Raw genomic sequence first — 19690 nt, forward strand, 5'->3', positions numbered from 1 at the left:
CAGGAAAAACAAATGGGTATATTTAACGGACTAACGATCAACGCGAGCGGTCTAGCATTGGAACGGTTAAAACTAGATACAATCTCCAGCAATATCGCAAATGTAAATACAAATCAAACACAAACAACCGCGGCTTATCAAAAAAAGAGTATTCTTTTTTCAGAAAATTTAAAAAATAGTCGTGAAGGAACACCGGCTACATACGGTGTCAAAGTGACGGGGATCGCTGCCGATGAGACGGAAAAACTGACCTATGATCCTACCAATCCCGCTGCCAACGCTGAGGGATATGTCGGTCAATCAAATGTGGATATTGCCGATGAAATGGTGGCAATGTTGCAAGCGGTTCGAACGTACGAAGCCAATGTTTCTGCTTCAGAAATGAATAAAACAATCTTGAAAAAAGCATTAGAAATATCAAAGGGGTAACGAGAAAATGGATGGACTTTTAACGACAGGATTAACAGACTACCAAAACGTTTTGCGGACACTAGGCACGGGGGCTGCTTCAAACGAGACTAGTGTTGTGGGCACCAAGGAAAACCAGTTTTCTTCCTACTTGACCAATGCGGTCGATCAGTTGAATCAAAAAACGGCGGTCATGGATCAAGATACTGTCAATTTGATCACCGGCGATGAAAGCGATCTAGGCAATGTGATGATTCGCATGACGGAGGCGCAATTGGCGCTACAAACAGCCGTTCAAGTACGAAACAAGTGTTTAGAAGCTTACAATGACGTGAAAAATATGCAGTTTTAGCAGTGGGTGAGGGAATAAGAATAAATGATGGATAAAGTGAAAGAATGGACAGAACAACTCAAAGACCGTTGGCAAATGCAAAGCTCTTTAAAGAAAATGATCGTTGTTCTTTCCGTTATCAGCGTTCTCGGAATCACAGCAGCTGTTTATTATTTAAATACGCGAATTGAATACGGTATCTTGTTTACGGATCTAAGCGATGCCGATGCGGGAACGATCAGCAAGGATTTGGATGAACAGCAGATCGCCTACAAATTAGCCGACAATGGGACGACTATTTTGATCGATAAGGACCAAGTCGATGAATACCGCATCAATCTTGCCGTGGACAATAAGTTACCAAATACCAGTACAGGCTTTGAATTATTTGATGATGCCAACATGATGACAACGGATGAAGATCGCAAAATCATGTATCAGCGGGCAGTAACGGGCGAACTACAGCGAGCAATCGAGTCGATCGATGCGGTCAAATCCGCCAAAGTTTTACTCGTGATGCCAGAAGAAAGTGTCTTTTCTTCGGAGGAAAGTGCGCCGACGGCCTCTATCGTGTTGTCCTTGAAAAATCAGCAAATCTCAGACGAGTCCGTGCAAGGGATCGTTACCTTGACTTCCGGCGCAGTGGAAAAGCTGAAGCCTGAAAATGTAAAAGTCGTTGATAGCGCGGGCAATACGTTGACTAGAACCGAAGATGAAGCCAGTCAATTAAGTGGCTTAAACAATAAATACATTGCCATCAAAGATTCCTATGAAAAAACGCTAGAAGAAAAAGTAGCGAAGTTGCTGACACCGATCTATGGTGCAGACAAATTCCAAGTGTCGATCAATTTAGACTTGAATTTTGATTCGATCGAGCGGAAGAAAGTCACTTATGATGACCCAGAGATCAAGAGTGAAACAGTGCAGGCTGCTGGTTCGCAAGGGACCGTCCAAGAAGCCCAAACAGGGACTGTGGATGACAATGTCTCCAATGTGACGGGCACGGACGGAGAGGGGAACAATTCCTACAGTCGCTCCGTTGAAAATGAATTGGATACCGAGACCACTACGACCATTACGGCTCCTGGCATGATCGAGCGAATGACCAGCTCAATCGTGATCAATGCGAACCTTTCGCAAGCGGATCAAGCAGAATTGCAGCAGTTGATTGCTAGCGCCGTCGGCTATGACAATGACCGTGGCGATCAAATTGCGATCCAAGGGTTTGACTTTGCCCAAGCAGAGGTTGATCCAGCCGCTGATCCTCAAGGGAATGAACAGATTGCAGCTGCCAAAGGTTATGTCAAGTATGCCATCATCGGCGGTATCGTGTTGACCTTGTTCTTGGTGATCTTAATGATCGTTGGCGTGATCCGACGCCGACGCAAAGAAGACGAGTTGGAAGTGGATGTGACGGATGAAATGGTCACTTTTGCACAACCGTCCGCTGCTAGCATCGGAGCGAGTAACCCAGTTGCACAAGAAGTCGTTTTTGGCGGTGTCGGTAACCGGTCTGCTGAAACGAAACCAGCGGTGCCAGAAGCATCCACACAAGAAGCCACAGCAGAACATACAGGAGAACCAACATTGGATCAAACGGCTAGAAATTATGCCGAAAGCAATCCTGAAGTAGCGGCGGAATTGATCAAAGCTTGGATGAAAGAAAAATAAGGGGGCAGCCATGGATACAATAGACGGGGTAAAAAAAGCAGCGATTCTTCTGATTTCTCTAGGATCAGATACCTCTGCAAAGATCATGAAGCTGCTGCCAGAATCATTTATACAAAAAGTGAGCTATGAGATCGCCAACATCGACTTTGTCAGTCCCGAAGAGCGGGATCAAGTGTTGGAGGAATTTTCTCATACCGCAACGGCCCGCAAATATGTCTTAGACGGCGGGATCGATTATGCCAAAAATTTGCTGAACCAAGCATTAGGCCCTCAAAAAGCCAAAGAAGTCATTGACGTATTGACTCAGATTCAGCTGCGGGAACGGCCCTTTAATATCGCTCGCAAAGCCGATGTTCAACAGTTGACCAATCTGTTGATCGGCGAACATCCACAAACGGTAGCGTTGATTTTGTGCTACATGCAGCCGGACAAAGCGGCCAGCGTCTTGTCACAGTTTCCCGATCATTTGCAAGTGGAGATCGCTGAACGGATCGGGACGATCTCCAGTACGTCGCCTTTGGTGATCGAACGGATTGAAAAAGTGATCGAGAACAAATTCTCGAATTACATTGAGAACGATACGGAAAATGTCGGTGGTGTGCATACACTGGTAGAAATCTTGAACTCAGTCAGCCGCAGTACTGAAAAGAACATTTTGAACGACTTGGAAAAGCGGCAACCGGAACTATCCAACGAAGTGAAATCAAGCTTGTTTACTTTCGAGGATATCGTGACCCTCGATCGCTTGGATGTTCAAAAAGTCTTGCGAGATGTTCAAAACGATGTCTTAGTCTTAGCGCTTAAAGGCACGACCGACGACATCAAGAACTTTATTTTCTCCAACCTCTCATCACGGGCGGTGGAAAATCTGCAAGAAGAAATTCAATTTATGGGTCCTACCCGCTTGTCTGCTGTAGAAGAAGCCCAACAAAGTGTGGTGGCTGTGATTCGACGGCTAGATGAAACCGGTGAGATCTACATCGGAAGGGGCGACCAAGATGCAGTGGTCAAATAGCAGTTTATTGAAGCAGCAGGCGGTCAAAACGACTGAAGCTGCTCGCAGTATTTTGACGGATACGACCATCAAAGCGCCGATTGAGAAACCGAGCTTAGACCCAGAACTGCAAGCGGCTAGACGTGCACGCCAGTTGGAGCAGGAACGGCATCTGCAGCAAATGGAAGCCTTGAAACAGCAAATCTTGACCGATGCACAAGCGCAAGCGGCGCAAATTCTAGCAGAAGCGAGAACGGAAGGCTTTCAAGCAGGACAAGCAGACGGTTTTCAACAAGGCTATCAAGAAGGACTCAATGCCAGCAAAGAAGCCGCGCAAGCATTGATGACACAAGCCCAAGCCAATGTCGCTGAAGCCGTTTCTGAAATCAACACCTTTCGCTCAGAGAAAAAGCAAGAAATGATCGCTTACGGCACGGCAATCGCCGAAGCCTTGATCAATCAACGTTTTACAGACGAGCAAGCAGGCTTCCTGCCTTTTGTGGAGTCTGTGCTATGGCAATTTGAACAACCCGATCAATTTGTGACTATTCGCAGCCAAGAGCAGCATCTTGCAGGGTTGCGAGAATTGTTGGAAACCAAAAAACAGACGATCAGCGGGTTTCGCTATTTACTCATGGCAGATGACGGCTTGGCGGAACACGATTTTTGTATCGAATCTGAAAATGCCTTGGTGGTTTTTGAACTGAGGGAAGAAATCGCTCGCTTTTTGAGCCAATTTTTAGAAAGCAGTGTGAAGGAATGACGTTTGAATTACCGATCACAGCGCTGCGCAAAACAGCGCAAGCACAGCCGTTCTTTACCACTTACGGCAAAGTCAGCGAAGTCGTAGGTCTGCTGATCAAAGTCGAAGGGTTGTCGGTTTTCATAGGAGAAATCTGTGAAGTCGCACTGCAAAACAAGACACATACAGCTTTAGCCGAAGTCGTGGGCTTTGTGAAAAAAACCGTGCTCCTGATGCCCCTTGATCAGCTAGAAGGCATCGGACCGGGCTGTTTAGTGCGGCCAACTGGCAAATCGTTGACGGTAAAAATCGATGATACGCTGCTAGGGCACACCTTAGATGGACTAGGGCGACCGTTAGATATGGCGCTGGATCTGGAAACTGCGTCAGAATATCCAGTTAGTCAAGATTCTCCTGACCCCTTTCGTCGTCAAAAAATCGCTGAGATCATGCCGACAGGTGTCCGGGCGATCGATGGTCTCTTGACCGTCGGCCTTGGCCAACGGATCGGCATTTTTGCTGGCAGCGGGGTCGGTAAGAGTACCTTATTGGGGATGCTGGCTCGTTATTGCGAAGCAGATGTCATCGTGATCGGCTTGATCGGCGAGCGAGGACGAGAAGTCAAAGAATTTATTGAAAATGATCTAGGCCCAGAAGGCTACCGCAAGTCGGTCGTTGTCTGTGCTACCTCCGATATGCCACCCCTTGTACGACTAAAAGGGGCTCATGTGGCAACGGCGATCGCTGAGTATTACCGCGATCAAGGCAAGAAAGTCGTATTGATGATGGATTCGGTGACCCGTTTTGCGATGGCGCAGCGGGAGATCGGTTTATCAACAGGTGAACCACCGACGACCAAAGGCTATACCCCTTCTGTGTTTACAGCTTTACCGAAGTTGTTAGAGCGCAGTGGGATGTCTGACAAAGGCTCGATCACTGCCTTTTATACCGTCTTGGTAGAAGGTGATGACATGAATGAACCGATCGCTGATGCGGTGCGGGGGATTCTTGACGGTCATATTCTGTTGTCACGGAAAATCGCCGCTCAAAATCATTATCCTGCCATCGATATTCAAAACAGCCTCAGCCGTTTGATGAAGACCCTCGTTTCTGAGGAACAGCATGAACATGCGGGGGAACTAAAAGAAAACATGGCCGTTTATGCAGAGGCCAAGGATTTGATCGATATCGGTGCTTACAAAAGCGGCAGTAATGCGTTGACCGACCAAGCGATCGCGTTGCATCACCCCATCCTACGGTTTTTACAGCAAAAAGTGGATGAGCGGATCCCATTTGAACAAACGATTTTTGAATTGGCGCATTTGTTCAGTGAAGAAGCGCTGATCGAGCGCCAGCGTTCGACCATGTAAAACAGATCATAAAGGAGCAACCATGCAAGCATTTCACTTTTCCTTAGAAAAAGTATTGGATCACCGAAAAACCATTGAGCAAGAAGCCAAACGAGCGTACGCCCAAAAACAGCAATTGTTGATTCAGCAAGAACAGCACCTGAACACGCTGGCACAGGAAAAAGCCCAGCTTTTTGATGTCAATGAAATGACCATTGGGCGGATGCAAGTGCAGCAACGCTATTTGCTTGCTTTGAATGCCACCATCGATGAGGTTCAGAACAAAATGTTTCACGTGAAGCAAGAATTGGCAGAGTCTTTATCGGTAGTGGTAGAAGCGCAGCAGGAACGCAAGATCGTGGAAAAACTGCGAGAAAAACAATTTGCTGAATACACCTATGAACAGCAATTGGAAGAGCAAAAACAATTGGATGAGTTCGGCAATCGCGCCTTATTTTCTTAAAGAACTAATGTTTTAGTGATGAGATGACCTTGGTTTTAAAGCATCAGCTGAGAGGAGGTGAACAATGAAAGAGATCACAACAAGTGCCGCAACCGCTGTACCTGTCGGTAGCAAATCAAAAAAGATGGAGGCGTCACCAGAGGTCTTCAGTTTGATGATGCGACAGCTGACAGTTCAAGCAGGCAGCAACCTGCCAGCCCCTATCGAAACATCAGGGATGACGGAGCAAATCGCCGCCGCACCAGAAATGGGTACGGCCAGCAGTATGGAACATCTGCCGCAGGAGTCAGAAATCACTTCAGCAGCTGAACAATCTGCAACGACGCAAGCGCCAGAAATGAGCCAGATCAGCCAGACACCTTTTGCAGGCTTGGTTCAGGAAGCGGCACAGGCATCAATGGTAACGACGGAGCAGAACCAAACAAGCGCCACAGCAGCTTTAGCACCAATAGACGTAGCCACCACAGTCATCGACCCCTCCGAGTCTACGCTTGAAGGTCTGGATTTGATGACAAATGACAGAAGTGAAGCCGCAGCACCAACGCTTGAAACGCCTTTGCCAGAAGACTTAGTAGGCGAAGAGCAGTCCACGGCAAAAGGGATCGCGACTTTCAAGGAAATCGATTCAGTAACAAAAGCCGCGATTGCGCAGACGACAGAAGCACAGCTGAAACAGTCCACCGAAGGGACCGCTCAATTGGGCCAAACGGGACCATTGGATCAAGTGTCGCCAGTGACCCACCAAGCGACGGATACGACTAGCACCTTGCAAAGCACGAAGGAAACAGTCGCCAAAAATACGGAAGCTGTTTCTGCACAAGCCATTGCTTTTTCGGCAGTAACCGACAATGAAATGGCGACACCAGCACTGCAACTGCTTGATGTTTCTCCCCTTTTGAGCAAGCAAGGACTAGCGCCAACAAAAGCGAGTATGGAGCAAGCGGCTCTGCCCTTAGCAAAAGCGACTGCCCAACTCGTCCAAACGAGCAGCACGTCAAGCGAGAAAAAAATCACGTTGCAATTCGTTCCCGAGAAATTAGGCACGATCCAGCTTTCTCTAGAAACGAATGCCCAAGGCAGCCGCTTAGAACTGACCGTTCAGCAGCCGCAAGCCAAAGAATTATTGCTGTCCATCAAGCATGAGCTAGAGCAAGTTTTGCAAAAGCAAGAGCAGCCGATCCTAGCAATCAAAGAACCTACGTTAGCTTCTGTCCAGCAGGCTGGTCCGCTGTCAAATCAATCCTTTGCCGGCAGTATGATGGCAAGTGACAGTCAGTTAAACCAACAGCGTTTTTTACAGGCTCAAAAAGGACAAAGCAAAAAGCCATTTCATCAAAGCAATACGGTTGAAGAAGAGCAGCAATTAGCACCGATCGATCATGCGATCAGTATTTTAGTGTAAAGGAGGAGACCTATGGCAGATGAAATTACAGCAGCTGCGGCCGGTATTGCCAATACATCGGCATTAACGCAAACAAAAAAATCTTCAGATATCTCCATGGATGATTTTTTGAAGATCTTAGCAGCATCTATGAGCAACCCATCGATGGGAGGCAGCGATTCTTCTGGTAGTGGTAGTACCGACTATATCTCGCAACTGGTTCAATTTACGACCTTAGAGAGCTTGAATGAATTGAGCGAAACGTTGACGACCTCGGTGATTTTACAGCAACAGCAGCAAGCTTTTAGCTTGATCAATAAACAAGTCACTCTGATGGACGGCACAGAAACATTGTCAGGAACCATCGAAAAGGTCCGCTTTGCCAATGGCTACGCCACGATCGTCGTAAATGGCAAAGAATACAGTATGAGTGCGATCCAAGAGATTGGCGGCGAAGCAAAATGAGTTTGACGATTCAACAGGGGCTGCAAAAAGTTGCCGGGGAGCCTTATCAAAATCCCCGCAAAGCCGTGGACAAACAAGCCTTCTCTTCAATGCTTGAACAAAAACAAAACGACATCAAAGTCTCGCACCATGCGCAAAAGCGTTTGACCGCAAGGGAATTGACCTTACAAGACGATGATTACCAATCCCTTTCAACGGCGCTTAGCGAGCTAGCGGAAAAAGGCAGCAAAGAATCACTGCTTGTTTACAAAGATATGGGCTTGATCGCCGATGTCCATTCACGAACCATCATTACGGCGATGGGGATGAATGAGCTTCACACCGTCACCAATATTGACAGCGCCACATTTATCAAATAGCAGCTGGACTGAAAAGGGGCTGCAAGTATTTTCTGAATGACAGAGGAAAATACGCCAACCATAAGGAGGAAAATAAGCATGTTACGATCATTATATTCAGGTGTCAGTGGAATGAAAAATCTTCAAACGAAAATGGACGTGGTTTCAAATAATATCGCCAACGTCAATACGGTCGGGTTCAAATCAAGTCGAGTCCTTTTCCAAGACATGATGAGCCAAACGATGTCTAACGCAACTGCACCAGGCAACGGCTTAGGCGGGATCAATGCAACGCAGATCGGTTTAGGGGTTCAGACGGGCTCCATCGATACCATCAATACAGTCGGTGCCCCGCAATCGACTGGCCGCAGCATGGATTTTTATATCAGCGGACAAGGCTACTTTATGGTACAAGGACCAGGAGCAAATGGCGAAACCTATTACACACGAGATGGCGCATTTGTTCGCGACAGCAACGGAACCTTGACCAATAGTGATGGGATGCAAGTCTTAGGTCGTTCAGTCAATGGCGGTCAACCAGTTGTCTATGATGACAACTTTGATGAAAACACGGCATTGAGCGGACAGGGTGCGGTATCTCCCTTGTCGATCCCAAGCACACTGACCGTCAATGGGGAAACCTTGACCTATAACTCCATGGCAATCGATGCCAATGGCTTAGTGTTGGCAAAATACGGCAATCAAACCTTTGTGATGGGAAAAGTCGGTGTCGCAACCTTCAATAACCCAGAAGGCTTAGAAAAAGTCGGCGGCAACAACTATATCCAAACCAGCAACTCAGGAAATGCGATCGTTGCAGGCCCCGGCAATAATGGAGCGGGAACGCTGCAAGCAGGTGCCTTGGAAATGTCGAATGTCGATCTTTCGACAGAATTTACCGAAATGATCATTGCGAGCCGTGCCTATCAAGCAAATTCAAGAAGTATTACGACTTCTGATGAAATGCTGCAAGAATTATTGAATCTAAAACGTTAAGAACGTGACGCTTCATCGTTGAGAGGAGTTTGACCATGATTCTAGTGACCGCATTGAATGGCAAGCCATTCTATTTAAATCCAACATTGATTTATCGGATCGAAGAAATGCCGGATACATTGATCACACTGACAGACGGCAAAACCTTAGTGGTGACGGAAGCTGCGCAAGAAGTTGCGCAGCGGGTGATCGAGTATCATACGGTGATCCATTCGAACCAAGTGAAAACGTAAGGGTGGGAAAGATGGCAAAAGAAGAAAAAGTACCAAAAGCAGAAAAAGAGAAAAAAGGCTTGAACATGGTTGTTTTACTGCCGATCCTCTTGATCGTGGTAGTCGGCGGCAGTATCGGCGGAACCTTAGTGACGAATCACTTTTTGACGGGAGAAAAAACAGCAGTTGCTGAAACAGCAAAAGACAGCAGCAAAATCTCCTCAGACGAAGCGATCGTGGCATTGGATGAATTTTTAGTCAATCTGGCAAAAGAAGGCAACCAAGAGCAGCAATACATGAAGGTCAATTTATCGATTTTAGTGGCGGATGAGGAAAAAAGCGCGGAAGCCACGAAAAATGTGGCTGTCATTCGTGACAGCGTCGTAAACTTATTGCGCCAACAAAAGGCCAGCGGTATTTTGAGCTCCGCCGAAAGTGTACCGAATTTAAAAAAAGCATTGAAAGAAACAATTAATCAGGAATACGGATCAGAAATCGCCAAGGATGTTTATGTGACGGATTTAGTGATCCAATAGAAAGAGGCATGTTGATGGAAACATTTTTATCGCTGGTCAAAATGATTGGGTTTTTGCTGCTTATTCTTTATTTGATCAACATTAGTTTGAAATATTTGAATCGTTACACGAACCAGCACAATCACCAGTTGCGTATTTTGCAAAAAATCGCCGTCAGCAAGTCGTCTTCGATCGGGATCGTCCAAATCATGGACAAATGTTACGTCATGAGCTTTTCTGAACAGCAAAATCAGATCATCAAAGAGTTGACGCAAGAAGAAACGGCCGCTTTTTTACAGCAAAGCCTAGAAAGCACCCAAGTGCAAGCTGGCAAAGATTTTTCTGAATGGCTAAACAAAGCCAAGGCGGAAATTGCTGGAAAACGAGGCAAGCAAAAATGAAGATCAAAGGCAGAGATATCAAGATCATGGCTGCGGTCCTTTTCAGCAGTCTGATGCTTCCGCAGACAGCGTTTGCGTTAGACACGGAAGACGTCAGTTCCACCATCAACAATTTATTGTCGAATGGGAATGGCTCAAGTGATACGATCAATACTTTCTTGTTGCTGACGCTGCTTTCCCTTTTACCAGTCTTGCTGATCATGATGACTTCTTTTACTCGTATCATCATGGTTTTATCCTTTGTGCGCAGTTCGTTAGGTACACAGCAAAACCCGCCCAATCAAGTGTTGATCGGGTTGGCCTTATTCTTGACATTTTTTATTATGAAACCTGTGTATACCGACGTCTATCAGCAAGCGATCGAACCGTTTGATCGACAAGAGATCAGCCAAGCCGAAGCCTTTGACCGCTCAGAAAAACGGATCAAGGCCTTTATGATGGTACAGACACGGGAAAAAGACATTGCCTTGTTTGCGGAAGCTGATGGGGAGACCGAAAAGTATCATTCTTCTGACGATGTTCCTCTGACCGTTATGGTACCGGCGTTTATTATCAGTGAGTTACGAACGGCTTTCAGTATCGGCTTTTTGATTTTTATCCCCTTTTTGATCATTGATCTGGTCGTCTCCAGTATCTTGATGTCGATGGGGATGATGATGCTGTCGCCGATCATGATCTCACTGCCCTTCAAGATCTTACTATTTGTTTTAGTGGATGGCTGGTATCTGATCGTGGAGTCGCTGATCAAGAGCTTTCAATAGCCGCTAAGAAAGGAGCCAAGAGGAAATGACAGTAGAAATGGTACTTGATGTGCTAAGGGAAGCCTTTCTTCGAATTTTAGCGATATCTGGCCCTGCCTTATTGGTCGGCATGCTCGTTGGATTGGTGATCAGTATTTTTCAAGCTACTACCCAAATCCAAGAACAAACGTTGAGCTTTGTGCCGAAACTATTAGCGATTTTTTTGACCTTGATCTTGGCGGGGAATTTTATGCTGAATCTCTTGTTGAATTTTACCAAAATGATTTTCAAGATGATTGCGGCAATGTAAGGAGGAAACCTGATGGCGCCGATTCAAGCGACGGTGTTGATTTTTTGTCGAATATTGGCGTTTGTTGTCCTTTGTCCGATCTTCTCACAGCAAAATTTTCCGTCACTGGCAAAAATCGTGATCGGCATGGCGTTGACGGTCCTATGTCTGCCGACGGCACCTGCGATTCCCGAGCTTTCCCTCTTTATGCTGACGGTTTTCGTCATCAAAGAAGTACTGTTTGGGATGGCGATGGGCTATTTGAGCCAGCTGGTCTTTACCGGTGTGGAAATTGCGGGCCAATTGATCGACTTTCAAGTAGGCTTTTCGATGGCGCAAGCCTATGATCCGACGTTGCAAATCGCCTCTTCCCAGTATGGCAAAACGTACTATTGGCTGACGATCGCTGTGTTTTTTGGTCTTGATCTGCATCATCGACTGATCACAGCACTGCTGTTGTCTTTTCGGATCGTGCCCTTAGGCTCTGTGGTGATCCAAGGCACGACGGTTGAAGGCATCGTCAAACTTTTCAGCCAAATGATGGTGATGGCAGTCAATCTTGCGGCACCAATGATCATTGCGCTGCTGTTGGTGGACCTGGTGCTAGGTGTGATTTCTCGGTCGATTCCCCAGATCAATATTTTGATGATGAGTCTTTCGATGAAAACCGCCATCAGTTTTGTGGTGTTTCTCTTGCTACTACCCAATGTTCTTTCGTACTTAGGCAAACACTTGCCAGATACGGTCCGCTATTTGCAGGAGTTTATCGAGTCCTTTCAATAAAGTAACAGGTAGCCAGCAGGAGGTGAGAAGATGGCAGAAAAAGATGGCAAAACCGAACTACCTAGTGCCAAGCGGCTGCGGGATGCCCGCAAACGCGGGGAGGTCCCTAAGACCCAGGAATTAGCAGCAGCTGTTTCGCTATTGGTCTTCTCGTTTTTGATCCTGTCTTTATGGCAGTTTTTCGCCGCTTCTTTTTTGCCTTATTTTTCCCGAAGTTTGGCGCAGCTGGCTGATTATCAAACCAGTTTGGCGGATCTGCCGAAACTGGGGGTGCAGAGTATCTTGCTGCTACTTTTGTTGTGTGCGCCCGTCTTTCTGGTCGCGCTCGGAGTCGGGCTTATCACGAATTATGCCCAAGTTGGTCTGTTGTTTTCTGGCAAGGCCGTCAAACCAGACTTTAAAAAGCTGAACCCCATCAGCGGGATCAAGCAGCAATTCAGTTTGCGCTCGTTGATGAATTTAGGCAAAACATTGGCGAAATTCGGCGTGATCGTCTACTTGTGCTATCAACAATTTTTAGCCGCCGTCCCTGTTTTACTGGGTTTGAGTGAAGTGGGGTTGGAAAAAACGATCCTGTTCATGCTGCTGCGGGCCAAAGAATTGTTTTTACAGATTTCGATTTTCTTGATCATTTTAGCCGTAGTCGACTATGGCTACCAGCGCTATAGCCATCGTAAGAACTTGATGATGAGCAAGCAGGAAGTCAAAGAAGAGTTCAAGCAAATGGAAGGTGATCCGCAAGTCAAAGCACAGCGCAAAGCGAAGTACCGTGCGATGACCCAAAATGCCATCGCCAACGTCAAAGAAGCGACGGTTTTGATCACCAATCCGACCCATTTCGCCATTGCGATTCGTTACGATGCCAGCAGTGAAGGGGTGCCTCGGGTCTTGGCCAAAGGGGCAGATCAGCTGGCGCAGCGGATGAAAGCAGAAGCCCTGAAAGAAAATATCCCACAGATCGAAAACCGTGAAGTGGCACGGGCCCTTTATCGTCAAGTAGAACCCGGGGATCTGATCCCTGTTGAAATGTATGAAGCCATTGCCGAAATCATCGCTTTGGTCTATCAGTTAGAAGAAAGCTAACGCGGCAAGATTTAAGGAAACAGGAGGAACAAAAATGAATGAGGCTGCCTCAAAACCGAAAAAAGGCATTGGTCTGGCGGATATCTTAATCTCGGTGATCGTCCTAGCTATTATTGGTTTGATTATTATTCCATTACCGAGTGCATTATTAGATATTTTGATCATTATCAATTTGACGATTGCGATCAACATTTTACTGATCACCCTGTTTACCAAATCAGTGTTGGAATTCACTACGTTTCCAACCTTGCTGCTGATCACAACGATGTTTCGTTTAGGTTTGAACCTATCTTCCACTCGTTTGATCTTGACCCAAGGAAATGGCGGACACGTGATCGATGCCTTTGCCAATGTCGTTGCCGGCAGCAATTATATCGTGGGGATCATTTTGTTCGTGATCATCATGGTGGTTCAGCTAGTCGTCGTGACCAATGGTGCAGGGCGTGTCTCAGAGGTGACTGCTCGATTCACATTGGATGCGATGCCTGGCAAGCAAATGGCGATCGATTCCGACCTAAATGCCGGTTTGATCACAGAAGCGGATGCCCGCAAACGACGAAAAGATCTGCAGCGAGAAGCTGATTTCTTTGGTTCGATGGATGGTGCCAGCAAGTTTGTCAAAGGAGATGCGATCGCAGGGATCTTGATCACTGTCATCAATTTAGTTGGTGGGGCGATCATTTTCTCCATGGGCGGACAAATGACCGTCATGGAAGCCTTCGCCCAATTCGGGAAACTGGCGATCGGGGATGGCTTGGTCAGCTCGATTCCCTCTTTACTGATTTCGATTGCTTCTGGGGTGATCGTGACTCGTTCCGATAACGATAGTTCCTTTGGTTTGGATATTGCGGCAGATGTGATGCGTAATCCCCAACTGTTTCGGATCGTGGGGGCGATTCTCTTCGTTTTAGCCTTAGTTCCCGGGTTTCCTTTTGTGCCTTTTGTGTTGATTGGCTTAGGCCTTTTCGCAGCCAGCTTTCTGGTGACGCAAAAAGAAGAAAAGCAGCGAGTGGAACAAAAACAATGGGAACAAAAACTGGCACTGGAACGCAAAAAAGAAGCACAGGAAGAAGACGATTCCGTGGCTTCCTTCCAAGTGGAACCAATCTCAGTGGAAATCGGTTATGGTTTGATCCCTATCGTGGATCGTTCGATCGACAACAGCTTGATGAACCGCATCGTGGCGATCCGTAAACAGAGTGCCAGAGAATTAGGGATCTTAGTCAGTCCCGTTCGTATTCGCGACAATCTCTATTTGGATGCCAATGATTACGTGATCAAGATCCGCGGCAACGAAGTCGGCCGCGGCGATATTTACCCGAACAAAGTCATGGTGATCAGCCCGAATGAAGAGCCATTTCCTTTTCAAGGAATCACAACAAAAGAACCAGCCTTTCATCTGGATGCTATGTGGATCGATGAATCCGATAAGGAGATGGCGGATCTGCAAGGGTTTACGATTATCGAGCCGTTGACCGTGATCGCAACACACTTAAAAGAAATCATCTATGCCCATGCACCAGAGCTGTTAGGTCGCCAAGAAGTCAAGAAATTATTGGAGGGTATCAAAGAGCAGTACAATGTCGTGATCGATGAATTGATCCCCGATATTTTGCGGCTCGGCGAGGTCCAAAAAGTTTTACAAAATTTATTGGATGAACAAATTCCCATCAATGACTTAGCAACGATCTTAGAAACCTTAGCCGATTACGGCGTTGTCACGAAAGACGTAGAAGTTTTGACAGAATATGTTCGCCAAGCACTGAAACGGACGATCGCTGCCAAGTATGCCAATGAGAACCACGAGCTGCAAGTGGCGGTGATCCAGCCGAAACTAGAAGAAATCATCGCTCAAAGTATCCAAAAAACCGCAACTGGCTCGTACCCGGTCTTAAAACCAGATACCGTGACCAAGCTGTTGGATTCCATCAGTGGGATCCAACATGCGGCGATCGCTCAAAATATCAATTTCGTGATTCTGGCATCGCCTAAGATCCGGTTAGCATTCAAAAAAATGATCGTTTTTAATTTTCCAGATATCGCCGTTCTTTCTCTGAATGAGATTCCCAATGAAATTGCGATCGAAACGGTGGGCAGTATTGACATTTAAGCAGAATTTTCTTAGGAAGGGGCATCGCCGATGTATGAAGTCGATCGAGAAGCGGAGATCATCAAGTATCTGCCGCTAGTGGAACGGGTGGTTCAGCGCCTGTCTATCAAAACCGCCGATTATGAATCAGGCGATCTCTACAATATTGGGGTGATTGGGCTGATGGATGCCTTGCGGAAATTCGATCCCTCAAAAAAAGTTCCTTTTGAAAGCTATGCAGCGATTCGTATCAAAGGGGCAATTATTGATGAAGTACGCAAGCACGCCAAAATCTCCCGATACAAAATGGCGGCAGTCAATCAGTTTTATCAAGCACGGCAAGAGTTGGAGCAAAGCCTCAAAAGAGAAGCGACCGACACCGAGATCTGCAAACAGCTGGGAATCAACCAAAGTCAATTAGCGGATATTTATGAGAGTCTGCACTACTTAGCCAGCGTCTCTTTGGAAGATACCTTGTTTGCTTACCAAGAAGAAGGCATGACCTTAAAAGATATGGTTCGGGATCCAGCCGAAAATGTCGAAGAGACCTTGGTCGCTGAAGAAAAACGCACCGCCTTGGTGGCGTGCATCAAAAAATTAGGGGAACGAGAACAATTGATTTTAAGTTTGTACTATACCGAGGAACTGACGTTAAAAGAAATCGCTGAAATCTTAGAAGTCTCGATTCCACGAGTTTCACAAATTCACGGCAAAACGATTGCCAAATTGCGCACATTGATTGAGGAGGAACTGGCATGATTCGAGGATTGGATGTCTTATCACGGAACATTTCATTATTACAAAAGCGACAAGAGACGACGAGCGGCAATATTGCCAATGTCAATACAACAGGGTATCAAGCAAAAACCTTGTTCCAGTCGGCGCTAGATGAAGTGGCGCTGCATAATTACCAAAGCGGGCCCAATGCGGATACTCGTCGCGATATCGGTGGGTTGTCTTTAGGGACCCAATTGGCAGGCAGTACGATCAGTCAAGACCAAGGTGCTGTCAAACAGACGGGACAAGCCAGTGATTTTGCACTGCTTTCCGAAGGCTACTTTGTCGTTCAAAACAATGCGGGTCAGCGGTTGTATACGAGAAATGGCGACTTTACTGTCAATCAGCAGAATCAATACGTGACACAAGAAGGCTATCTTGTCTTGGGTGCCAATGGACAAGCAGTCAGCGCCTTAGGACCAGCGAACTTTCAGATCCAAACATTCCCCCAAGAAGCATTGACTACAGCTGGTCAAAACTACGTGACTAGCAACGCAGCAGGAACCACTGTGAATGCACCAGTGATCCAACAAGGTGCCTTAGAACAAGCCAATGTAGCGGTTGCCGATGAAATGGTGGCGATGATCCAGACTTCTCGGGAATTTGAAGCCAATCAGAAAGTCTTGAGTTCAACGAATCAGACATTGCAAAAAGCGGTCAACGAATTAGGAAAGATTTGAGGATGAGTCAATGAATATCAGTGGATTATTAGGAATCAGCCGTTCTGGGTTGAATCATTTGCAGACAAACTTAGACACGACAGCCAACAATATTGCCAACGTCAATACCAATGGCTATCAAGCACAAACGACCCATTTTCAAGCATTGATGGAAAATGCCATCGGTGCAGAAGAAACGCTATTTAATGGCAACGCCGCCCAATATGGTGCGTCAATGGGGGCAAAAGCGACTACGACTACCAGTTTTGCCCAAGGCAATCTGGCGGGCACTGCTCAGCCATTAGATCTCGCGATCCAAGGCAACGGCTTTTTCGGGGTCCGGGACCAAACTGGTCAATTGCTGCTGAGTCGAGCAGGCAATTTTCATTTAAGTGAGAACAAGCAATTAGTCAATAGTGAAGGGTACCCTGTGGCAATGACCACAAACGTACCGACCGCGCAGTGGCCAGATGCGCAGCAAATCGCAATAGATGCCAGCGGTCAGTTGACGACGGAAGAAAATGGTCAGACTCGCGTGTTGGGACAGCTGACCCTTTATCAGCCGACGAATACAGAAAACATCACGCCAATGGGCAACCAACTGTACAGTGCCGGTGATCAAGCGTTGCTTACTTCGCAAACCAATCCGGCAGCCTTTGGCAGCGTGTTGCAAGGACAGTTAGAACAGTCGACGGTGGATCTAGCGACGTCCATGACAGACTTGTTAACGACCCAGCGTGCGTATGGATTGAATACGAAAGCCATGCAGACAGCTGACGAGATGTGGTCCGTGATCAATCGTTTTACAGATTAGAGGAGAAAGAACATGATTCGCTTAACCAAGGTCAGTAAAAAATTCAGCAATGGTACGTTGGCATTGGCCGATATTTCTGTTGCGATCCCTCAAGGAGAATTTATCTATGTGGTGGGTCCCAGTGGTGCCGGCAAATCGACCTTATTCAAATTGCTCTTGAAAGAAGAAGAGCTTTCGGCCGGTTCTATCCAAGTCGGCAATGTCTTGTTGGAACAACTCAAAGACCGTCATCTCTATATGATTCGACGACAAGTCGGTATCGTCGGACAAGAAGACCTTTTGCTTCCTTATCTGACGGTTGCCAAAAACGTTGACTATGCGCTGCAAGTACTTGGCACTCCCCGTAAGCTGCGTCAGGAAAAAACCGCCAAAGCACTGCAACTGGTGGGTATGTTTCCTCAAAAGGATCACTATCCTGAAGAGCTTTCCGTGGGACAGCGCAAAAAAGTAGCGATCGCGCGGGCGATCGTCACAGAGCCAGCAGTCTTGATCGCCGATGAGCCCACCGCCAATCTGGATGCGAAATCAGCCGTTGAAGTCATGAAACTACTCTTGCGGATCAATCAAGTCGGTGCCACGATCCTCTTGGCGACCCACGACAGTACGATGGTCAATACGGTCCGTAATCGGGTGGTCGAGCTGCAAAACGGTCGCTTGGTTCGTGATGAATACCAAGGCGGCTATACGCGCTTTGCTGATCCAAAAGATACATATGTCTGGTGAAGATGCTTAACTTTTCTAGCAAAAGATCCGATTAAAGAACTAGAAGATTGTTTTCATAATCGGATAAAGAAGGAGTGACCCAACGATTATCAAGTGAAGAGCGAATCTTGATAAACAGCACGACTGATCATTTTGCATAGGAAAGGATACTGTTATGAAGAAGAAGGTACAAGCTATCATCAAAAAAATCCGCTTGGCGGCGTTGATTCCGCTAGGGTTTACCCTGATCGTATTATTAGGATGCTATTTCTTCGTGATCCGCACCCACGGAGACGGACAAGCAGCAAAAAGTTTCTTTATTTTTTCAGTGATCGTATTGCTGCTAGAAATCGCAGTGATAGTAGGAATGACCTATTTGGTAAAAAAAGAGACCCACTCGGGCATGGATACGTTGTTGACAGAACTAGAAGCAGTTGGTTCTGGTGATCTGTCGCATATCGATGAGATCGGCAGCAGCGACCAAAATTCCCTTTTTGGGCAAGTTCAAAATCGTTTTCAAGGGGTTTTAAACACCTTCAAAGCGGTGATCGTTGGCATGCACGAAGAAAGCAGCCGAATGGAAAAAATGGTAGGCGGCCTAACGACAACCTCAAAAAATGCCAAAAATTCAATTGAAAATGTGCGTCAGACGATGAATGCCATCGCAGATGCCACTAGTTCACAAGCCTCCGAAGCGGAACAAACCTCCTTTGATATGGACGAGCTAGCCTTAAGTATCGAAGAGATCCACAAAGAGATCGAATTGATGAACGGCTATGTGGGTCAATCCCAAAGCAGCAATGTCCACAATTCAGAAATGATGTTCCATGTATTTGAAAGCTGGGAGATCGAACGGCAAAACCAAGCGGAATTAGTGGAAAGCATGAACGACATGAACGAAGATGTCCAAAGCATCGGTAAGATCGTTCAGCTGATCAATGACATTTCTGATCAGACCAACTTACTGGCATTGAATGCATCCATCGAAGCAGCTCGAGCTGGAGAAGCGGGCCGAGGGTTTGCCATCGTTGCGGAGGAAGTCCGCAGCTTGGCGGAACAAAGCAGTCAATCAACGAAAAGCATTCGTTCGATCATTGAAACGATCCGCAAAAAATCGGAAAAAGTGGTCTCTGCAGTGACGGATTCCTTTGAAAGCGGCGAAAAACAAACCAACAATATCAACAAAGCGATCGAGTCAGCCAATGAGATCTCTGATATTGTCGAAAAATTGGTTTCAAGTATTCAAGCCGTGGAAGCCCATATTACCGGGATCGTTGAGAAAAAAGACATGGTTCAAGTTTCCGTCAGCAACATTTCGGCTGCTGTTTCGGAAACCTCTGCCGGCACCCAAGAAGTAACGGCAAACTTAGAGGACTTCTACTTAGTCATCGAAGACTTTGAGCGGAATGTGCAAGAGATCGAAACGATCGCCACTATCCTTAAATTCCAAGTGGATAGTTTCAAATTCTAAAAAGGAGCAGTGACGCC

24 protein-coding genes are annotated in these 19690 nt (G+C 46.6%); all 24 read left to right on the forward strand.

The window, feature by feature from the left end:
* Positions 1-12 precede the first annotated feature (12 nt).
* The 24 genes from flgC (at position 13) to IGJ26_RS00630 (ending at position 19673) form a co-directional block, all read left to right on the forward strand.
* Complete coding sequence (flgC, locus tag IGJ26_RS00515) at positions 13-429, forward strand: flagellar basal body rod protein FlgC (RefSeq protein WP_005232807.1); 417 nt, start codon at positions 13-15, stop codon at positions 427-429.
* Between the two features lie 7 nt (positions 430-436).
* Positions 437-760 (forward strand): flagellar hook-basal body complex protein FliE, encoded by a 324-nt coding sequence (gene fliE / locus IGJ26_RS00520; protein WP_005232801.1) that lies wholly within the window; start codon positions 437-439, stop codon positions 758-760.
* A gap of 27 nt (positions 761-787) precedes the next feature.
* Entirely contained in the window at positions 788-2410 is a 1623-nt protein-coding gene (gene fliF, locus IGJ26_RS00525; RefSeq protein WP_050790974.1) for a flagellar basal-body MS-ring/collar protein FliF, read from the forward strand.
* 10 nt (positions 2411-2420) lie between these two features.
* Positions 2421-3425: a flagellar motor switch protein FliG gene (gene fliG, locus IGJ26_RS00530; protein WP_005226586.1), complete on the forward strand. Its 1005-nt coding sequence runs from the start codon at positions 2421-2423 to the stop codon at positions 3423-3425.
* Positions 3409-4167, forward strand: coding sequence for a hypothetical protein (locus IGJ26_RS00535; RefSeq protein ID WP_005232791.1), 759 nt, complete (start codon positions 3409-3411; stop codon positions 4165-4167). The genes fliG and IGJ26_RS00535 overlap by 17 nt, the downstream gene beginning before the upstream one ends.
* Complete coding sequence (gene fliI, locus IGJ26_RS00540; protein ID WP_008376625.1) at positions 4164-5516, forward strand: flagellar protein export ATPase FliI; 1353 nt, start codon at positions 4164-4166, stop codon at positions 5514-5516. The genes IGJ26_RS00535 and fliI overlap by 4 nt, the downstream gene beginning before the upstream one ends.
* Before the next feature lie 22 nt (positions 5517-5538).
* Positions 5539-5958, forward strand: coding sequence for a flagellar export protein FliJ (gene fliJ / locus IGJ26_RS00545; protein ID WP_005232789.1), 420 nt, complete (start codon positions 5539-5541; stop codon positions 5956-5958).
* A gap of 64 nt (positions 5959-6022) precedes the next feature.
* Entirely contained in the window at positions 6023-7360 is a 1338-nt protein-coding gene (locus IGJ26_RS00550; RefSeq protein WP_005232788.1) for a flagellar hook-length control protein FliK, read from the forward strand.
* Positions 7361-7372: 12 nt separating this feature from the next.
* Complete coding sequence (locus tag IGJ26_RS00555) at positions 7373-7804, forward strand: flagellar hook capping FlgD N-terminal domain-containing protein (protein ID WP_061053553.1); 432 nt, start codon at positions 7373-7375, stop codon at positions 7802-7804.
* The gene (locus IGJ26_RS00560) at positions 7801-8163 is read left to right on the forward strand and encodes a hypothetical protein (RefSeq protein WP_005232787.1); all 363 of its coding nucleotides are present in this window, start codon (positions 7801-7803) and stop codon (positions 8161-8163) included. The genes IGJ26_RS00555 and IGJ26_RS00560 overlap by 4 nt, the downstream gene beginning before the upstream one ends.
* Before the next feature lie 78 nt (positions 8164-8241).
* On the forward strand, positions 8242-9138 hold the full coding sequence (locus tag IGJ26_RS00565; protein ID WP_005232786.1) for a flagellar hook-basal body complex protein: 897 nt from the start codon (positions 8242-8244) through the stop codon (positions 9136-9138).
* A gap of 35 nt (positions 9139-9173) precedes the next feature.
* Positions 9174-9371: a flagellar FlbD family protein gene (locus tag IGJ26_RS00570; RefSeq protein WP_005226609.1), complete on the forward strand. Its 198-nt coding sequence runs from the start codon at positions 9174-9176 to the stop codon at positions 9369-9371.
* An 11-nt stretch (positions 9372-9382) separates the two neighbouring features.
* Positions 9383-9886, forward strand: coding sequence for a flagellar basal body-associated FliL family protein (locus tag IGJ26_RS00575; protein ID WP_430599785.1), 504 nt, complete (start codon positions 9383-9385; stop codon positions 9884-9886).
* A 14-nt stretch (positions 9887-9900) separates the two neighbouring features.
* Positions 9901-10266 carry a flagellar biosynthetic protein FliO gene (locus IGJ26_RS00580; protein ID WP_008376622.1) on the forward strand — a complete coding sequence of 122 codons (366 nt, stop codon included), beginning with the start codon at positions 9901-9903 and terminating at the stop codon, positions 10264-10266.
* Positions 10263-11027, forward strand: a complete 765-nt coding sequence (gene fliP / locus IGJ26_RS00585; RefSeq protein ID WP_005232783.1) for a flagellar type III secretion system pore protein FliP — start codon at positions 10263-10265, stop codon at positions 11025-11027. Before IGJ26_RS00580 ends, fliP begins: the two co-directional genes overlap by 4 nt.
* Before the next feature lie 25 nt (positions 11028-11052).
* Positions 11053-11316 (forward strand): flagellar biosynthesis protein FliQ, encoded by a 264-nt coding sequence (gene fliQ / locus IGJ26_RS00590; protein WP_005226613.1) that lies wholly within the window; start codon positions 11053-11055, stop codon positions 11314-11316.
* Between the two features lie 12 nt (positions 11317-11328).
* Positions 11329-12078, forward strand: a complete 750-nt coding sequence (gene fliR / locus IGJ26_RS00595; RefSeq protein ID WP_005232781.1) for a flagellar biosynthetic protein FliR — start codon at positions 11329-11331, stop codon at positions 12076-12078.
* A gap of 30 nt (positions 12079-12108) precedes the next feature.
* Positions 12109-13161 carry an EscU/YscU/HrcU family type III secretion system export apparatus switch protein gene (locus IGJ26_RS00600; protein WP_430599786.1) on the forward strand — a complete coding sequence of 351 codons (1053 nt, stop codon included), beginning with the start codon at positions 12109-12111 and terminating at the stop codon, positions 13159-13161.
* Positions 13162-13195: 34 nt separating this feature from the next.
* Positions 13196-15271, forward strand: a complete 2076-nt coding sequence (gene flhA, locus IGJ26_RS00605; RefSeq protein WP_086372512.1) for a flagellar biosynthesis protein FlhA — start codon at positions 13196-13198, stop codon at positions 15269-15271.
* Between the two features lie 30 nt (positions 15272-15301).
* Entirely contained in the window at positions 15302-16009 is a 708-nt protein-coding gene (locus tag IGJ26_RS00610; RefSeq protein ID WP_005226623.1) for a sigma-70 family RNA polymerase sigma factor, read from the forward strand.
* Positions 16006-16707 carry a flagellar hook-basal body protein gene (locus IGJ26_RS00615; protein ID WP_077453119.1) on the forward strand — a complete coding sequence of 234 codons (702 nt, stop codon included), beginning with the start codon at positions 16006-16008 and terminating at the stop codon, positions 16705-16707. Before IGJ26_RS00610 ends, IGJ26_RS00615 begins: the two co-directional genes overlap by 4 nt.
* A 10-nt stretch (positions 16708-16717) precedes the next feature.
* Complete coding sequence (locus IGJ26_RS00620; RefSeq protein WP_139959983.1) at positions 16718-17500, forward strand: flagellar hook-basal body protein; 783 nt, start codon at positions 16718-16720, stop codon at positions 17498-17500.
* Positions 17501-17512: 12 nt separating this feature from the next.
* A complete protein-coding gene (locus IGJ26_RS00625) occupies positions 17513-18223 on the forward strand; it encodes a cell division ATP-binding protein FtsE (RefSeq protein WP_005232774.1) in 711 nt (236 codons plus the stop codon).
* Positions 18224-18377: 154 nt separating this feature from the next.
* Positions 18378-19673, forward strand: coding sequence for a methyl-accepting chemotaxis protein (locus IGJ26_RS00630; RefSeq protein WP_194199377.1), 1296 nt, complete (start codon positions 18378-18380; stop codon positions 19671-19673).
* Positions 19674-19690: the final 17 nt, after the last annotated feature.

It is taken from the genome of Enterococcus sp. AZ095a (genome assembly GCF_050546735.1).
GTDB lineage: Bacteria > Bacillota > Bacilli > Lactobacillales > Enterococcaceae > Enterococcus_D > Enterococcus_D entomosocium.

Excerpts from the sequence above, each read along its gene's own strand:
- flgC (WP_005232807.1), top strand. The coding sequence starts at position 13 with ATGGGTATATTTAACGGACTAACGATCAACGCGAGCGGTCTAGCATTG.
- fliE (WP_005232801.1), top strand. The coding sequence starts at position 437 with ATGGATGGACTTTTAACGACAGGATTAACAGACTACCAAAACGTTTTG.
- fliF (WP_050790974.1), top strand. The coding sequence starts at position 788 with ATGGATAAAGTGAAAGAATGGACAGAACAACTCAAAGACCGTTGGCAA.
- fliG (WP_005226586.1), top strand. The coding sequence starts at position 2,421 with ATGGATACAATAGACGGGGTAAAAAAAGCAGCGATTCTTCTGATTTCT.
- IGJ26_RS00535 (WP_005232791.1), top strand. The coding sequence starts at position 3,409 with ATGCAGTGGTCAAATAGCAGTTTATTGAAGCAGCAGGCGGTCAAAACG.
- fliI (WP_008376625.1), top strand. The coding sequence starts at position 4,164 with ATGACGTTTGAATTACCGATCACAGCGCTGCGCAAAACAGCGCAAGCA.
- fliJ (WP_005232789.1), top strand. The coding sequence starts at position 5,539 with ATGCAAGCATTTCACTTTTCCTTAGAAAAAGTATTGGATCACCGAAAA.
- IGJ26_RS00550 (WP_005232788.1), top strand. The coding sequence starts at position 6,023 with ATGAAAGAGATCACAACAAGTGCCGCAACCGCTGTACCTGTCGGTAGC.
- IGJ26_RS00555 (WP_061053553.1), top strand. The coding sequence starts at position 7,373 with ATGGCAGATGAAATTACAGCAGCTGCGGCCGGTATTGCCAATACATCG.
- IGJ26_RS00560 (WP_005232787.1), top strand. The coding sequence starts at position 7,801 with ATGAGTTTGACGATTCAACAGGGGCTGCAAAAAGTTGCCGGGGAGCCT.
- IGJ26_RS00565 (WP_005232786.1), top strand. The coding sequence starts at position 8,242 with ATGTTACGATCATTATATTCAGGTGTCAGTGGAATGAAAAATCTTCAA.
- IGJ26_RS00570 (WP_005226609.1), top strand. The coding sequence starts at position 9,174 with ATGATTCTAGTGACCGCATTGAATGGCAAGCCATTCTATTTAAATCCA.
- IGJ26_RS00575 (WP_430599785.1), top strand. The coding sequence starts at position 9,383 with ATGGCAAAAGAAGAAAAAGTACCAAAAGCAGAAAAAGAGAAAAAAGGC.
- IGJ26_RS00580 (WP_008376622.1), top strand. The coding sequence starts at position 9,901 with ATGGAAACATTTTTATCGCTGGTCAAAATGATTGGGTTTTTGCTGCTT.
- fliP (WP_005232783.1), top strand. The coding sequence starts at position 10,263 with ATGAAGATCAAAGGCAGAGATATCAAGATCATGGCTGCGGTCCTTTTC.
- fliQ (WP_005226613.1), top strand. The coding sequence starts at position 11,053 with ATGACAGTAGAAATGGTACTTGATGTGCTAAGGGAAGCCTTTCTTCGA.
- fliR (WP_005232781.1), top strand. The coding sequence starts at position 11,329 with ATGGCGCCGATTCAAGCGACGGTGTTGATTTTTTGTCGAATATTGGCG.
- IGJ26_RS00600 (WP_430599786.1), top strand. The coding sequence starts at position 12,109 with ATGGCAGAAAAAGATGGCAAAACCGAACTACCTAGTGCCAAGCGGCTG.
- flhA (WP_086372512.1), top strand. The coding sequence starts at position 13,196 with ATGAATGAGGCTGCCTCAAAACCGAAAAAAGGCATTGGTCTGGCGGAT.
- IGJ26_RS00610 (WP_005226623.1), top strand. The coding sequence starts at position 15,302 with ATGTATGAAGTCGATCGAGAAGCGGAGATCATCAAGTATCTGCCGCTA.
- IGJ26_RS00615 (WP_077453119.1), top strand. The coding sequence starts at position 16,006 with ATGATTCGAGGATTGGATGTCTTATCACGGAACATTTCATTATTACAA.
- IGJ26_RS00620 (WP_139959983.1), top strand. The coding sequence starts at position 16,718 with ATGAATATCAGTGGATTATTAGGAATCAGCCGTTCTGGGTTGAATCAT.
- IGJ26_RS00625 (WP_005232774.1), top strand. The coding sequence starts at position 17,513 with ATGATTCGCTTAACCAAGGTCAGTAAAAAATTCAGCAATGGTACGTTG.
- IGJ26_RS00630 (WP_194199377.1), top strand. The coding sequence starts at position 18,378 with ATGAAGAAGAAGGTACAAGCTATCATCAAAAAAATCCGCTTGGCGGCG.